This is a genomic window from Streptomyces fractus (assembly GCF_049844455.1).
Lineage (GTDB): Bacteria > Actinomycetota > Actinomycetes > Streptomycetales > Streptomycetaceae > Streptomyces > Streptomyces fractus.
Genome location: NZ_JBMYHI010000002.1, coordinates 4,938,941 through 4,952,750 on the forward strand (window position 1 = coordinate 4,938,941; position 13,810 = coordinate 4,952,750).

Genomic DNA, 13,810 nt, shown 5'->3' on the forward strand with positions numbered 1-13,810 from the left:
CCGTGATCCCTGTCCCGTCCCCGTACAGCTCTGTCACGCACGAACCAGAGGAACCAAAGGAACCAGGCATGCAGACCGAACCGCACAGCAGCGCGGCGCCGAAGCGGACCTACCCCGAGGGCACGCCCTTCCCCGGCACGATCGGCGCGAACGTGGCCGCTTCGCAGGAGGCCTGGCCGGTACAGCCGACCCCCGGGAGCGGCGCCCCGAACGTGGTGATGGTCGTCCTCGACGACGTCGGCTTCGCGCAGCTCGGCTGCTTCGGCGGACTCGGCGGCAGGATCGAGACGCCCGCGATCGACGGCCTTGCCGCCTTCGGCCTGCGCTACAGCAACTTCCATGCGGCGGCGATGTGTTCACCGACGCGGGCCTCCCTGATGACCGGCCGCAACCACCACTCGGTCGGCATCGGCATGATCATGGAGCGGGCCACCGGCTACCCCGGCTACAACGCCCGTATCCCCAAGAACGCGGCGATGATCTCCCGCGTCATGCAGCAGGAGGGCTACAGCACCCTCGCCGTCGGGAAGTGGCACCTCACCCCGCCGACGGAGTCCACCCCGGCCGGACCGTATCTGCGCTGGCCGCTCGGCCAGGGCTTCGACCGGTTCTACGGGTTCATCGGCGCCGACGACGACCACTGGAACCCGAACCTGTACGAGGACAACCACCGTGTGCCCCGGCGCACCGGTGACGAGGACGACGGCTACCACCTCAGCGAGGACCTGGTCGACAAGTCCGTCTCCTGGATCGGCGAACGCAAGCTGGTGACGCCCAGCAAGCCGTTCTTCCTGCACCTGGCCTTCGGCGCCGCGCACGCGCCGCACCACGCGCCGGCCGACTGGATCGAGAAGTACGAGGGCCGCTTCGACGACGGCTGGGACGTGATCCGCGACGAGACCCTGGCCCGCCAGAAGGAGCTCGGCCTCGTACCGGCCGACACGGTCCTGCCCGACCGCAACCCCGGCATCCGCCCCTGGGACACGCTCTCCGACGCCGAACGCCGCCTCTACGCACGCCAGATGGAGGTCTACGCGGCCTTCGTCGCCCACACCGACCACCAGATCGGGCGCCTCGTCGAGAGCCTGCGGGAGCAGGGCCAGCTCGACAACACGCTGTTCATGGTCGTCTCCGACAACGGCGCGAGCGCGGAGGGCGGCCCCGACGGCATCGCGTCCGAGACCCGGTACTTCAACGGCGTACGCGACACCGTCGCGGAGATGACCGCGCAGCTCGACGAATGGGGCGGCCCCACCACCCAGCCGCACTACGCGACGGGCTGGGCGATGGCGGGCAACACCCCCAACCGCCTCTACAAGTCCTTCTGCCACGAGGGCGGCACCCGTGTGCCGTTCGTCGTGCACTGGCCGGACGCGATCACGGACCACGGCGGCATCAGGTCCCAGTTCCACAGCGCCACCGACATCGCGGCGACCGTCCTCGACGCCGCCGGCACCCCGATGCCCGAGGTCGTCGACGGCCACGCACAGCTCCCGGTCGACGGCCTGTCGATGCGCTACTCGTTCAACGACGCCGCCGCCCCCACCACCCGGACCTCCCAGTACTTCGAGATGTTCGGGCACCGGGCGATGTGGAAGGACGGCTGGAAGGCCGTCACCCTGCACTGGTCGAAGGCCATCAACACCCGCCTCGGGCAGATCGACCACCCGCTGAACGACGGCGACTTCGACGCGGACGTGTGGGAGCTGTACCACGCGGACACCGACGTCTCCGAGGTGAACGACCTCGCCCAGGAGCGGCCCGAGAAGCTGAAGGAACTCGTCGACCTGTGGTGGGAGGATGCCGGACGCCACCAGGTCCTTCCGCTCGACGACCGGCTCGCCGAGCGCTCGATGGACGAGCCCGACATCCTCGAACCCCGCGACTGCTACCGCTACGACGGCCACGTGCACCTCGACATGCGCTCCACCCCGATCGTGCGCAACACCTCCCACACGATCCGCGTCCGCGCGGACATCGACGACCCCGCCACGGGCGGCGTCCTGGTCGCCGACGGCGGCCCGGAGGGCGGCTACCTGCTGTGCGTCCAGGACGGCCGCGTCGTCTACGTCTCGAACGCACTGGGCAAGGAGTTCACCGTCCTCGAATCCGCCGCGGACCTGAAGCCGGGTGAGCACGAGGTGCTGGTCGAGTTCGAGAAGACCGGCGAACACGCGGGCCGCGCCCGGCTGTCCGTGGACGGCACGGCCATGGCCGAGGCGGACGTGCCGCGCACCAACGCGGTGCTCTACGGACTCCAGGCCGACGGCCTGCGCACCGGCCGGCACCTCCTCACGGTCTGGCCCGGCTACCACGGGCCCCGGGAACTGGCGGGCCGCGTCCGCACGGTCGAGCTCCGCCGGGGCGAAGGACCGGCCTCGGACCCGGACGCCGACCTGCGGATGGCGCTGCACCGGCAGTGACGCACCACGCCTGGCGTGCCCCGTTCGGGGCACGCCAGGAGGGCGGGAGTGGCCGTGGTGCCGTTGGATGGGCGTCATGCTGATGCGTGTACGGAGTACGGGGTGACGCCATCCGCCGATGCGTCGGCGGCCGACATCGAAGCGGCGACGTACCGCGTGGTGCTCAGCCGGCACTATCTCCGCGTCCTGTTGCTGTCTCTGCTCCTGGGCGTTCCCATCGCCCTGGCGTGCTTCTTCTTCGTGAGCCTCCAGCACTGGTTGCAGCACGAGGTCTGGACTTCGCTGCCGTCGACGCTCGGCTACGACGAGGCTCCCTGGTGGTGGCCGCTGCCGGCGCTCGCCGTCGCCGGGCTCGTGCTCGCACCGATCGTCACGCGCATGCCGGGCCACGGGGGACATCTCCCGGTCAACGGGCTCGGCGGCACGCCCGTCGGCCCACGCGAACTGCCCAGCGTCGCCCTCGCCGCGCTCGTCACGCTGCCGCTCGGCGTCGTCCTCGGCCCGGAGGCCCCGCTCATGGCGGTCGGCAGCGCGCTTGCCCTGCTGGCCGTGCGCCGGATGCGGGGCGGGGACGATCCGCGTACGGCGGGAGTCGTGGCCACGGCCGGGTCCACCGCCGCGATCTCCACGATCCTCGGCGGACCACTCGTGTCCGCGCTGTTGGTGGTCGAGGCGGCGGGCCTGGGTGGCGCGCGGCTGGCCGCGTTGCTGCTGCCGTGCCTCACGGCGAGCGCCGCCGGAGCGCTGGTGTTCACCGGATTCGGCACGTGGACAGGCCTGGAGACGGGCGGCCTGGCGCTGCCCGCGCTGCCGCCCATGGCCAACCCGGACGTGGGCGACTTCCTGTGGGGCCTGCCGCTGGCGGCGCTCATCGCCTGCGCCCTCACCCTCGTACGCCGCATGGGCCGCCAAACGGCAGGCTGGACGGGACAGCGGAACACGGCGACGCGCACGGTGCTGTGCGCCCTGGCCGTCGGCGTCTGCCTCACCGCGTACGCGCTGATCACCGGCCGCTCGCCGGGGGAGGCGGCCCTCTCCGGTCAGGAGACCCTCGCCGAACTCGCCGCACACCCCACCGCCTGGTCCGTGGCGGCGCTGCTCGCGCTGGTCGTGTGCAAGGGACTCGCCTGGGGCCTCAGCCTCGGCAGCCTGCGCGGAGGCCCGATCTTCCCGGCGCTGCTGCTCGGCGCGGCCGTGGCCATCGCCTGCGCCGGACTCCCCGGCCTCGGCTCGGCGCCCGCGCTCGCCTTCGGCCTCTGCGCGGCGGCGACGGCAGTGATGGGACTCCCGCTGTGCGGGGCCGCGCTCACCGTGCTGCTCCTCGGCGCGGACGCGTACGACCAGATGCCGTTGATCGTGGCCACCGCGGTCGTCGCCCATCTGACGGTGCTGCTGATGAACAGGCGGGGCGAGGCCAAGGGGCCCGCGAAGTAGTGGCGGACCGTGATCAGGCGGGCCTTGCCGTTTGAGGGGACGATTGCGGAGGATGCAGTCGGGGACCGGGGCCCCGTGTCGGTAACGGCAGGGCGGACCGCTACCCGGAGTACAAAACAGGAGACAGCGATGTCCCACGACGCGGATCACGCAGCGGTTCCGGAACCGGAAGCACCCGCCACCCCGCATCTCGACTTCGCGGGCACCACGCCCTACGAGGACTACGTCCAGGCCGACGTCCTCACCCACCTCCAGGAACTGCGCTCGGACGATCCCGGCGAGATGGTCTTCCTGGTCACCACCCAGGTCATGGAGCTGTGGTTCACGGTCATCGTGCACGAGTGGGAGACGGCCGCCCGCGCGCTCGGCGGCGACGACGTGCCGACCGCGGTCGCGGCGCTGAAACGCTCCGTGCGCGAGCTGGACGCGCTCAACGCCTCGTGGCGGCCGCTCGGCCAGCTCACTCCGGCCCAGTTCAACTCGTATCGGTCCGCGCTCGGGGAGGGCAGCGGCTTCCAGTCGGCGATGTACCGGCGCATGGAGTTCCTGCTCGGCGAGAAGTCGGCGTCGATGCTGGTGCCGCACCGCGGCGCGCCCCGGGTGCACGCCGAGCTGGAGAAGGCGCTGCACGAGCCGAGCCTGTACGACGAGGTGCTGCGGCTGCTCGCCCGGCGCGGGCACGCGGTGCCGCGCGCCGTGCTCGACCGTGACGTGTCGCGGAAGTACGAGCCGTCGGCGGAGGTTGAGGCGGTGTGGACGCGCCTGTACGCCGGCGACGAGAACGACGAACTCGCGCGGCTCGGCGAGGCGTTGACCGATGTCGCCGAGCTGGTGTGGCGCTGGCGCAACGACCATCTGGTGGCCACGCGGCGCGCGATGGGAGCCAAGGCCGGCACCGGCGGCTCCGCCGGGGTCGCGTGGCTGGAGAAGCGCGCGCAGAAGAATGTGTTCCCCGAGCTGTGGACGGCGAGGTCCCATGTTTGATCTGTACGAGCGGGCGCGCGAGCTGGACGCCGAGGACCAACTGGCGGGTGTACGGGGCGACTTCGTTCTCGGTGACGATGTCGTCTACCTGGACGGGAACTCGCTGGGCGCGCTGCCCGCGAACGTGCCCGGGCGGGTCGACGACGTCGTGCGCCGGCAGTGGGGTGAGCTGCGGATCCGGTCCTGGACCGAGTCGGGGTGGTGGACCGCGCCCGAGCGGATCGGGGACGTGATCGCTCCGCTGGTGGGTGCGGGCAGTGGCCAGGTCGTGGTCGGCGACTCCACAAGTGTCAATGTCTTCAAGGCACTTGTGGGGGCCGTACGGCTGGTGGGCGGGCCGGAGGCCGGGCGCGACGAGATCCTCGTCGACGCTGCGACGTTCCCTACCGACGGCTATATCGCCGCCTCCGCGGCCCGGATGACGGGCTGTTCGGTGCGGGCGGTGGAGCCGGGGGAGGTGCGGGGTGCGCTGGGGCCGCGGACGGCGGCGGTGCTCCTGAACCACGTCGACTACCGCAGCGGCCGGCTGCACGACCTGCCGTCGCTGACCGCGGCGATTCGCGCGGCGGGGGCGGTCTCGGTGTGGGACCTCTGCCACAGCGCGGGCGCGCTGCCGGTCGGGCTCGACGAGCACGGGGTCGACCTCGCCGTCGGCTGCACGTACAAGTTTCTGAACGGGGGGCCCGGTTCACCGGCGTACCTGTATGTGCGGCGCGAGCACCAGGCCGCCTTCGACTCGCCGCTGCCGGGCTGGAACTCGCACGCCGAGCCGTTCGGGATGCGGTCCGAGTACGAGGCCGCGGACGGGGTCGTACGAGGGCGGGTCGGCACGCCGGACATCCTGTCGATGCTGGCGTTGGAGGCGGCCCTGGAGGTGTGGTCGCGCCCCGACGTGTCCGTCGACGCGGTACGCGCCAAGTCCCTGGCCCTGACGGATTTCTTCCTGGAGTGCGTCGAGGCGTACGTCCCTGAGGGCCGGGTCGAGGCGGTGACGCCGGCGGCGCACGGGGAGCGGGGGAGCCAGGTGGCGTTGCGGTGTGCGGACGCGGGTGACGTGATGGGGCGGTTGATCGCGGCGGGCGTCGTCGGCGACTTCCGTCCTCCGGACGTGTTGCGGTTCGGGTTCACGCCGCTGTATCTGTCCTTCGCGGATGTGGAGCGGGCGGCGGGGGTGCTGGCACACGAACTGTCCTGACGCCTACCCGCACGGGGCTCCGCCCCGGACCCCGCTGCTCAATCGCCGCAGGGGCTTGAAATACCGGCACCCGAGGAGCCGAAGTCTCGACAGATCAAGCCTCGCCGGCGATTGAGGCGCGGGGTCCGGGGCGGAGCCCCGAGGCGTTACGGCGTGTAGGCGCCGGCTGCGGCTGCCGCCACCGTCGCCGTCACCGCACGGTCCGCGTCAGCTTCCGTAGGGGCGGCGCCCATGGTCAACAGCCGGTAGTACAGCGGCGCGGACACCGCTCGGATGACCTCCGACGGGTCCGTGCCGTGGGGCAGCTCGCCCCGGTCCACCGCCAGGGCCACGCACGGCGCCCACTCGGCCACCCGTACCTCGTAGAAGCGGGCGAGGGCCGACGCCGTGCGCGGGTCGCACGCCGCCGCGGCGATCACCGCGCGGAAGAGGGGGCCCTGCCGCGGGTCGGCCAACGTGCGTTGTACGAGGCGGGCGTTGGCGGTCAGGTCGCCGTGCAGGGTTCCCGTCTCGGTGCGGGGCAGCGAGTCCCGGGCCATCTCGTCGAGGAGGTCGGCGACGAGGCCGGTGGGCGAACCCCACCGCCGGTACACGGTCGTCTTGCCGACGTCCGCGCGCCGCGCGATGTCGCCCAGGTCGAGGCGGTCGAAGCCGTGCTCGGCGAGGACGTCGCCCGCCGCCTGGAGCACCGCCGCGCGGACACGGGCCGTGCGCCCGCCGGGGCGGAGCGTGCCGGGTTCGGGTGCCCCGGCCGTCACATCACTGCTCATGCCGACAGGGTAACGGTACGAACGAACCATTTGCGCGGTCACTGTACGTGTTGACGCACGTCACGGGCCTGGTAGCGTCCGCTTACCCGAAACCGCAAGTTCCGCACGATGTCGAGAGGTTGGAGCATGCCAGACCCCGACAAGTCCGGCGCCGCCCGCGAGGAGGCGGAGGAGGCGTCGGCCTTCTCGCACCCTGCCGTGCCGCCGGACGTCAGCGCCGCGTACGGCGATCACCCGGATCAGATCGTCGACTTCTACGCCCCGAGGGACGGCGCGACCGCGGCCCCGCTCGTCGTGGTCCTGCACGGAGGCGCGTGGCGTGCGCCGTACGACCGGCAGTACCTGGCCCCGTTCTGCGACTTTCTCGCCCGGCGTGGTTTCGCCGTCGCGAACGTCGAGTACCGGCGGGGAAGCCCGGTGCCGCATCAGGGCGCGGAGGGCCCCGTCGCCGGGCGCTGGCCGGAGACCTTCGACGACGTGGCGGCCGCGCTCGACGCGATGCCCGCGCTCGCCGCCGAGCACCTGCCGTCGGCGGATCCGCGCCGCACCGTCGTCACCGGGCACTCGTCGGGCGGTCACCTCGCACTGTGGGCGGGGGCCCGGCACGTGCTGCCGGAGGGCGCGCCCTGGCGCACCCCGGACTCGGCGGCGCTGCGCGGCGTCGTCGCCATCGCCCCGATCGCGGGCTTCGTGCTCGCCGAGGAGCTGGGGGTCTGCGACGGCGCGTGCGTCCAACTCCTGGGCGGCATGCGGGAGTTGTTCGACGAGCGACGCCCGTACGCGGACCCCGTGGAACTGCTGCCGACCGGTGTCGCGACGACCCTGGTCCAGGGTCGTACGGACGCGACCGTGCCGTTCGAGCTGGCCGAGGCGTACGCGGACGCGGCGGCGAAGGCGGGCGAGGTCGTGGGCGTCACGTTCCTGGAGGAGGTCGGCCACTTCGCGGTGATCGACCCGGCGGCGGACGCCTGCGCGGTGGTCGCGGAGGAGATCGCACAACTGGCCTGGTGACACAGCGCGGTACGGCGAGTAGTCCTTGCGACGGACGCCGTCGAACCCTCCTCCGTGCGGACGCGGGGCCGTGTTCCCGCGACCTACCGTGAGTGCCATGACCGACACGACCATCATCCAGGGCCCGCGCGAGCACAGCCCTGAGATCAATCTCGCCAAGTCGGCGCTGCGGGGGCTGCGCGAGGACCTGTTCCGGGGGGTGCGCACGTACCGGCCGCTGCCCCGGGCGGCCACGGACGGGCCGTGGGCCCGGCAGTTCCCCGAGCGTTTCCGCCGGCATCTGGGGCTGCTGCCGCACGCCGTCGTGCTCGGCCTCGCCGGGATCACGCTGATCACGGGCATGGCGAGCTACGGCGCCCTCGACGACAGCTTCTTCGCCCTCGTCGCCGGGCTGATGGCCTCGGTCCCCGTCGCGCTCACCCTGCTCCGACCGATCCTCGCCTGGTGGCTCTCGCTGGGGGTCGCGCCCGTCCTGGTCTGGGCGACGGGCGACGGCCTGTACCCGTGGTCGGGCGGCAGCATCATGGGACACACGATCGTGCTGATGGTGGTCGCGGCGCGCACCCGGCCGCGTACGGCGGCCTGGATGTGGGCGCTGTCCACGCTGTACTCGCTGCTCTCCGCGGCGCTCTTCGGCGGCCTGAACGGCGGCGTCGCCGTCCCGATGACGGTGCTCTCCGGCATGGGGGTCGGGATCGTCGCGCTCGTCCAGGTCAACCGCACCGCGCGGCAGCAGGTCGTCCAGGAGCGCACGGTCACCGCCGTCGAGCGGGACCGGCGCACGCTCCTGGAGGAGCGCACGAACATCGCGCGCGAGCTGCACGACGTGGTGGCGCACCACATGTCGGTCGTCGCCATCCAGGCGGAGGCCGCGCCGTACCGCGTCGAGAACCCGCCGCCCGAGCTGGAGCAGGCGTTCGTCACGATCCGGGAGAACGCGGTGGCGGCACTCACCGAACTGCGCCGCGTCCTGGGGGTCGTACGGGCCGAGGACTACGAGGCGCCCGACGCGCCGCAGCCCACGCTCGCCGATCTCGACCGGCTCCTGGAGAACGTGCGGGAGGCCGGGCTGACCGTGACGCGGACGGTGACGGGCGCGGCCCGCGAACTGCCGCAGGGCGTCGAGCTGTCGGCGTACCGGATCGTGCAGGAGGCGCTCAGCAACGCGCTGCGGCACGCCCCGGGTGCGCAGGCCGCCGTCGAGGTGTCGTACGTCCTCGGCGGCCTCGGCCTCCGGATCGTCAACGGCCCGCCGACCGGACTGACCAAGCCGAGCCCCGGCGCCGGTCACGGCATCACCGGCATGCGCGAACGCGTCACCATGCTCGACGGCGAGATGACGGCGGAGGGGACGGACGACGGCGGGTACGAGGTGGCGGTCTTCATCCCCGTCGCCCGGGCCGCGGCCACCGGGACGGAGGACGAGGCGTGATCAGGGTCCTGGTCGCCGACGACCAGATGATGGTCCGCGAGGGCTTCTCCGTCCTGCTGAACGCCATGCCGGACTTCGAGGTCGTCGGCGAGGCGGTCAACGGCGTGGAGGCCATCGCCAAGGTCCGCGAACTCCGCCCCGACGTCGTCCTGATGGACATCCGCATGCCGGAGCTGAACGGCATCGAGGCGACCCGCGAGATCGTCGCGGCGGACGCGGGCACGAAGGTGCTCGTCCTGACCACCTTCGACCTCGACGAGTACGTGTACCAGGCGCTCAGGGCCGGTGCCTCCGGCTTCCTCCTCAAGGACGCCTCCGCCCGCGAACTCGCCGACGGCGTACGGGTGGTGGCGAGCGGCGAGGCCCTCCTCGCGCCGACCGTGACCCGGCGCCTGATCACCGAGTTCGCCAAGCTGTCCGAGACGTCGAGGATCCCGGCGGGGCGGCAGGCGGGCGCGTACGGGGAGCTGACCGAGCGCGAGACGGAGGTGCTCGTCCTGATCGCGCAGGGCCTGTCGAACATCGAGATCGCCGACCGGCTCGTGGTCGCCGAGTCGACGATCAAGACGCATGTGAGCCGGGTCCTGGTGAAGCTGGGGCTGCGCGACCGCACACAGGCGGCGGTGTTCGCGTACGAGGCACGTCTGGTCACGCCGGGCTGAGCGGGCTTAACGTCCCGACATGGAAGAAGCGTTCGACCCCTGGTCCCCGGCCTTCGTCGCCGACCCGTACCCCGCCTACGCGGAGCTGCGCGAGGCCGGGCGGGTGCACTGGTTCGAGCCGTCGAACCAGTACCTGATCCCGCACCACGCCGACGTCTCGGCGCTCCTGCGCGACCGCCGCCTGGGCCGCACCTACCAACACCGGTACGCCCACGAGGACTTCGGCCGCACGGCCCCGCCACCCGAGCACGAGCCGTTCCACACCCTCAACGACCACGGCATGCTCGACCTCGAACCCCCGGACCACACGCGCATCCGCCGCCTGGTGTCGAAGGCGTTCACACCGCGAACGGTGCGGCAACTGCAGCCCTACGTAGAGAAGTTGGCGGGCGACCTCGTCTCGGGGCTGGTGGCCGACGGCGGCGGCGACCTGCTCACGGCGGTCGCCGAACCGCTCCCCGTGGCCGTCATCGCCGAGATGCTCGGCATCCCCGAGGCGGACCGGGCGCCGCTGCGGCCGTGGTCGGCGGCGATCTGCGGAATGTACGAGCTGAACCCGTCGCCGGAGACGGCGCGGGCCGCGGTCACCGCGTCGCTCGAATTCACCGAGTACCTACGGGAGTTGATCGCTGACCGCCGCGCCCGCCCCGCCGACGACCTGATCTCGGGGCTCATCGCGGCGCACGACGACGAGGACGGCGGCACCGGCACGGGCACCGGCAGCGGCGGCCCGGCCCGCCTCACCGAGCAGGAGATGATCTCCACCTGCGTCCTGCTCCTCAACGCCGGCCACGAGGCCACGGTCAACGCGACCGTGAACGGCTGGTGGGCCCTGTTCCGCCACCCCGAGCAGCTGGCGGCCCTGCGCGCGGACCACTCCCTGATCCCCACGGCGATCGAGGAGCTGATGCGCTACGACACCCCGCTCCAGCTCTTCGAACGCTGGGTGCTCGACGAGATCGAGGTGGCGGGCACCACGATCCCGGCCGGCTCGGAGGTCGCCCTCCTCTTCGGCTCGGCCAACCACGACCCGGCGGTCTTCTCCGCGCCGGGGACGCTCGACCTGACGCGCGCCGACAACCCGCACATCTCCTTCTCGGCGGGCATCCACTACTGCATCGGCGCCCCGCTCGCCCGGATCGAACTCGCCGCGTCCATGCAGGCGTTGCTCACGCAGGCGCCGACGCTGCGGCTCGCTTCGGAGCCGCAGCGCAAGCCGAACTTCGTGATCCGGGGGTTGGAGGGGCTTGCCGTGGAGGTGTGACGGCACCGTCAGTTGGACATGTCGCGCCGGCGCAGGCCGGCCAGGCCCGCGCCCACCAGTACCGCCGCGAGCAGCACCTCCACGAGGACCGGTCCCCACGCCATGCCGCCACCGGGCAGCTTCGGCAGGTGGCCGAACGGGGAGATGTCCATGACCGCCTGCGGCAGCTTCAGGGCCGGGCCGATCCAGCCGATGAGGAGCGCCGCCCCCGCCGCCGCCCACGCGGCGCCGGCCGCCCCCGGCCACACCCCGTACAGCAGCACGGCCACCCCGCCGAGCGTCCAGATCGCGGCGAGCTGGACCAGGCAGGCGCCGAGGATCGGGCCGAACTCGTGGCCGTAGCCGACCGCGAGTCCGACCCCGCCGAGCAGCATGATCAGCGCCGCGCCCGCGAAGGCGATCGCCAGGTGGCCGCCGGCCCAGGCGATCCGGCCCACGGCGTTCGCGAGGATCGGTTCGGCCCGCTGCGAGGTCTCCTCGCCGTTCAGCCGGAGCACCGCCTGCACGATGTAGAGCGCGGCGACCATGCCGAGCATGCCCACCATCGTGGCGAGGAAGGCGTTGGTGATGCCGGACTGGCCGCCCATCCGCTCGATGATCTCCTTGGTGTTCTCGCTGTCGCCGACCAGGTCGGCCGCCCCCTCGGTCATCCCGCCGAAGACGACACCGGCCGCGAGGAACCCGATCGACCAGCCGATCACGCTGCCCCGCTGAAGCCGCCAGGCCAGCGAACCCGCCGTGCCGAGGCGCCCGTCGGCGGGCCCCGGCCGCGTCGGCAGGAAGCTCATCCCGATGTCGCGCCGCCCGGCCAGCTCGTATCCGACCGCGCCCTGAATCACGACAGCGGCGAGGAACAGAACCAGCACCCACCACCGCTCGTCGGCGAAGGCGCGTACGTTCTCGACCCAGCCGATCGGCGAGATCCAGGTCAGCGGGGACGAGCCGTCGTTCGTCCCGGAGTCGCCCGCCGCGCGCAGCACGAAGGCCACGCCGAGCACGGCCGAGGTGACGCCGCGCGCGAGCCGGGCGCTCTCCGTGAACTGGGCGACGATCGCCGCCATCGTCGCGAACACCATCCCGCAGCCGCCGATCGCGAGCCCGAGGGCCAGGGCCCCCGCGCCGCCCTGGGCGGACAGCCCGCCCGCGATGACGAGCGCGAGCACACCGTTGGCCACGAGGGCCGCGAGCAGCGCGGACGTCAGTGGCGCGCGCCGCCCCACCATCGCCGACGACACCAGCTCCTGCCGCCCGCTCTCCTCCTCGTCACGGGTGTGCCGCACGACGATGAGCAGGCTCATGATCGCGGCGAAGACGGCGGCGAACGTGCCCACGCGCCACGCGGTGAGCGCGCCGAGCGAGTCCCCGAAGGCCGGCCCGTACATGGCGCGCATCGAGCTGTTGGTGTTCATGGTGGAGGCGATGTTCGCCCGCTCGGCGGCCGTGGGGTAGACCGTGTTCAGCGAGTTCGGCATCGACACGACCATCACCGCGGTGATCGCGATCCATACGGGCATCATCACCCGGTCGCGCCGGAGCGCGAGCCTGAGCAGTGTGCCGGTGCCCGCGAGGTGACGCGCGCCGCCCGTACGTGTGTCGAAGCGGCCTTCGCTCACGAGCGTGCTCATCGCGACACCGCTTCCTTCTCGCCGGTCCGCACGTCCGCGGCGTCGTCCTGGTAGTGCCGCATGAACAGCTCTTCCAGGGTGGGCGGGGTGCTGGTCAGCGAGCGCACGCCGGACCCGGCGAGCGAGCGCAGCACGGCGTCCAGCTTGTCGGTATCGACCTGGAGCTTGACGCGCTTGCCCTGTACGTCGAGGTCGTGCACCCCGGGGAGTTCGCTCAACTCGCCGGGTGCGCCCGCGAGTTCGGCGGTCACGCTGGTACGGGTCAGATGCCGCAGGTCGGCCAGCGAGCCGCTCTCCACGGTCACGCCCTTGCGGATGATGCTGACCCGGTCGCACAGCTCCTCGACCTCGCTGAGGATGTGCGAGGACAGCAGCACCGTGCGCCCGTGCTCGCGCGCGGCCTCCTCGACGTAGGACTGGAAGACGTCCTCCATCAGCGGGTCGAGTCCCGATGTGGGCTCGTCGAGGATGAGCACGTCGATGTCGACCGCGGCGAACGCGGCGACGAGGGCCACCTTCTGCCGGTTGCCCTTGGAGTACGTGCGGCCCTTCTTGGTCGGGTCGAGTTCGAAGCGCTCGATCAGCTCGGCCTTGCGCTTCTTGTCGAGCCCGCCGCGAAGGCGTCCGTAGAGGTCGATGACCTCGCCGCCGCTGAGGTTGCGCCACAGCGTCACGTCACCGGGGACGTACGCGACCTTGCGGTGCAGCTCCACGGCGTCGGCCCAGGGGTCGCGGCCGAGCAGCTGCACGGCGCCGGAGTCGGCGCGCAGCAGGCCGAGCAGGACGCGGATGGTGGTGGACTTCCCCGCTCCGTTCGGGCCGAGGAAGCCGTGCACCTCGCCGGCCTCGACATCGAGGTCGAGACCGTCGAGCGCGTGGGTCCTGCCGAACGACTTGTGAAGCCCGGAGACCGTGATTGCCTTCGTCATGTTTCTGAAACTACGCGCACTTCACAAAGTTGTGAAGTTAAGGAAGCGTATAAACTGACGTCGCAGACCGGGCAAGGGGAG

The 13,810-nt window shown here is 72.0% G+C and carries 11 protein-coding genes; 8 read left to right on the forward strand and 3 right to left on the reverse strand.

The window, feature by feature from the left end; translation table 11 throughout:
• The first annotated feature begins 68 nt into the window (after positions 1–68).
• The 4 genes from ACP4E5_RS24365 (at position 69) to kynU (ending at position 6,036) form a co-directional block, all read left to right on the forward strand.
• Positions 69–2,423 carry an arylsulfatase gene (locus ACP4E5_RS24365; protein ID WP_425832057.1) on the forward strand — a complete coding sequence of 785 codons (2,355 nt, stop codon included), beginning with the start codon at positions 69–71 and terminating at the stop codon, positions 2,421–2,423.
• Between the two features lie 102 nt (positions 2,424–2,525).
• Positions 2,526–3,857: a chloride channel protein gene (locus tag ACP4E5_RS24370; protein WP_425832059.1), complete on the forward strand. Its 1,332-nt coding sequence runs from the start codon at positions 2,526–2,528 to the stop codon at positions 3,855–3,857.
• Between the two features lie 129 nt (positions 3,858–3,986).
• Entirely contained in the window at positions 3,987–4,841 is an 855-nt protein-coding gene (locus ACP4E5_RS24375; RefSeq protein ID WP_425832061.1) for a tryptophan 2,3-dioxygenase family protein, read from the forward strand.
• Positions 4,834–6,036: a kynureninase gene (gene kynU, locus ACP4E5_RS24380; RefSeq protein ID WP_425832063.1), complete on the forward strand. Its 1,203-nt coding sequence runs from the start codon at positions 4,834–4,836 to the stop codon at positions 6,034–6,036. The genes ACP4E5_RS24375 and kynU overlap by 8 nt, the downstream gene beginning before the upstream one ends.
• A gap of 146 nt (positions 6,037–6,182) precedes the next feature.
• Here kynU and ACP4E5_RS24385 read toward each other — a convergent pair whose 3' ends face one another.
• Positions 6,183–6,806 (reverse strand): TetR/AcrR family transcriptional regulator, encoded by a 624-nt coding sequence (locus tag ACP4E5_RS24385; RefSeq protein ID WP_425832065.1) that lies wholly within the window; start codon positions 6,804–6,806, stop codon positions 6,183–6,185.
• A gap of 126 nt (positions 6,807–6,932) precedes the next feature.
• On the opposite strand from ACP4E5_RS24385, the gene ACP4E5_RS24390 reads away from it, so the two are divergent.
• From ACP4E5_RS24390 to ACP4E5_RS24405, 4 genes are all read left to right on the forward strand, one after another.
• Positions 6,933–7,817 carry an alpha/beta hydrolase gene (locus ACP4E5_RS24390; RefSeq protein WP_425832067.1) on the forward strand — a complete coding sequence of 295 codons (885 nt, stop codon included), beginning with the start codon at positions 6,933–6,935 and terminating at the stop codon, positions 7,815–7,817.
• Positions 7,818–7,914: 97 nt separating this feature from the next.
• The gene (locus tag ACP4E5_RS24395; protein WP_425832069.1) at positions 7,915–9,249 is read left to right on the forward strand and encodes a sensor histidine kinase; all 1,335 of its coding nucleotides are present in this window, start codon (positions 7,915–7,917) and stop codon (positions 9,247–9,249) included.
• Positions 9,246–9,911 carry a response regulator gene (locus ACP4E5_RS24400; protein WP_425832071.1) on the forward strand — a complete coding sequence of 222 codons (666 nt, stop codon included), beginning with the start codon at positions 9,246–9,248 and terminating at the stop codon, positions 9,909–9,911. Before ACP4E5_RS24395 ends, ACP4E5_RS24400 begins: the two co-directional genes overlap by 4 nt.
• 19 nt (positions 9,912–9,930) lie before the next feature.
• Positions 9,931–11,175 carry a cytochrome P450 gene (locus ACP4E5_RS24405; protein WP_425832073.1) on the forward strand — a complete coding sequence of 415 codons (1,245 nt, stop codon included), beginning with the start codon at positions 9,931–9,933 and terminating at the stop codon, positions 11,173–11,175.
• A gap of 8 nt (positions 11,176–11,183) precedes the next feature.
• Here ACP4E5_RS24405 and ACP4E5_RS24410 read toward each other — a convergent pair whose 3' ends face one another.
• Both ACP4E5_RS24410 and ACP4E5_RS24415 read right to left on the reverse strand, forming a co-directional pair.
• Positions 11,184–12,800, reverse strand: a complete 1,617-nt coding sequence (locus ACP4E5_RS24410) for an ABC transporter permease (protein ID WP_425832075.1) — start codon at positions 12,798–12,800, stop codon at positions 11,184–11,186.
• Entirely contained in the window at positions 12,797–13,729 is a 933-nt protein-coding gene (locus ACP4E5_RS24415; RefSeq protein ID WP_425832077.1) for an ABC transporter ATP-binding protein, read from the reverse strand. The genes ACP4E5_RS24410 and ACP4E5_RS24415 overlap by 4 nt, the downstream gene beginning before the upstream one ends.
• Between the last annotated feature and the right edge of the window lie 81 nt (positions 13,730–13,810).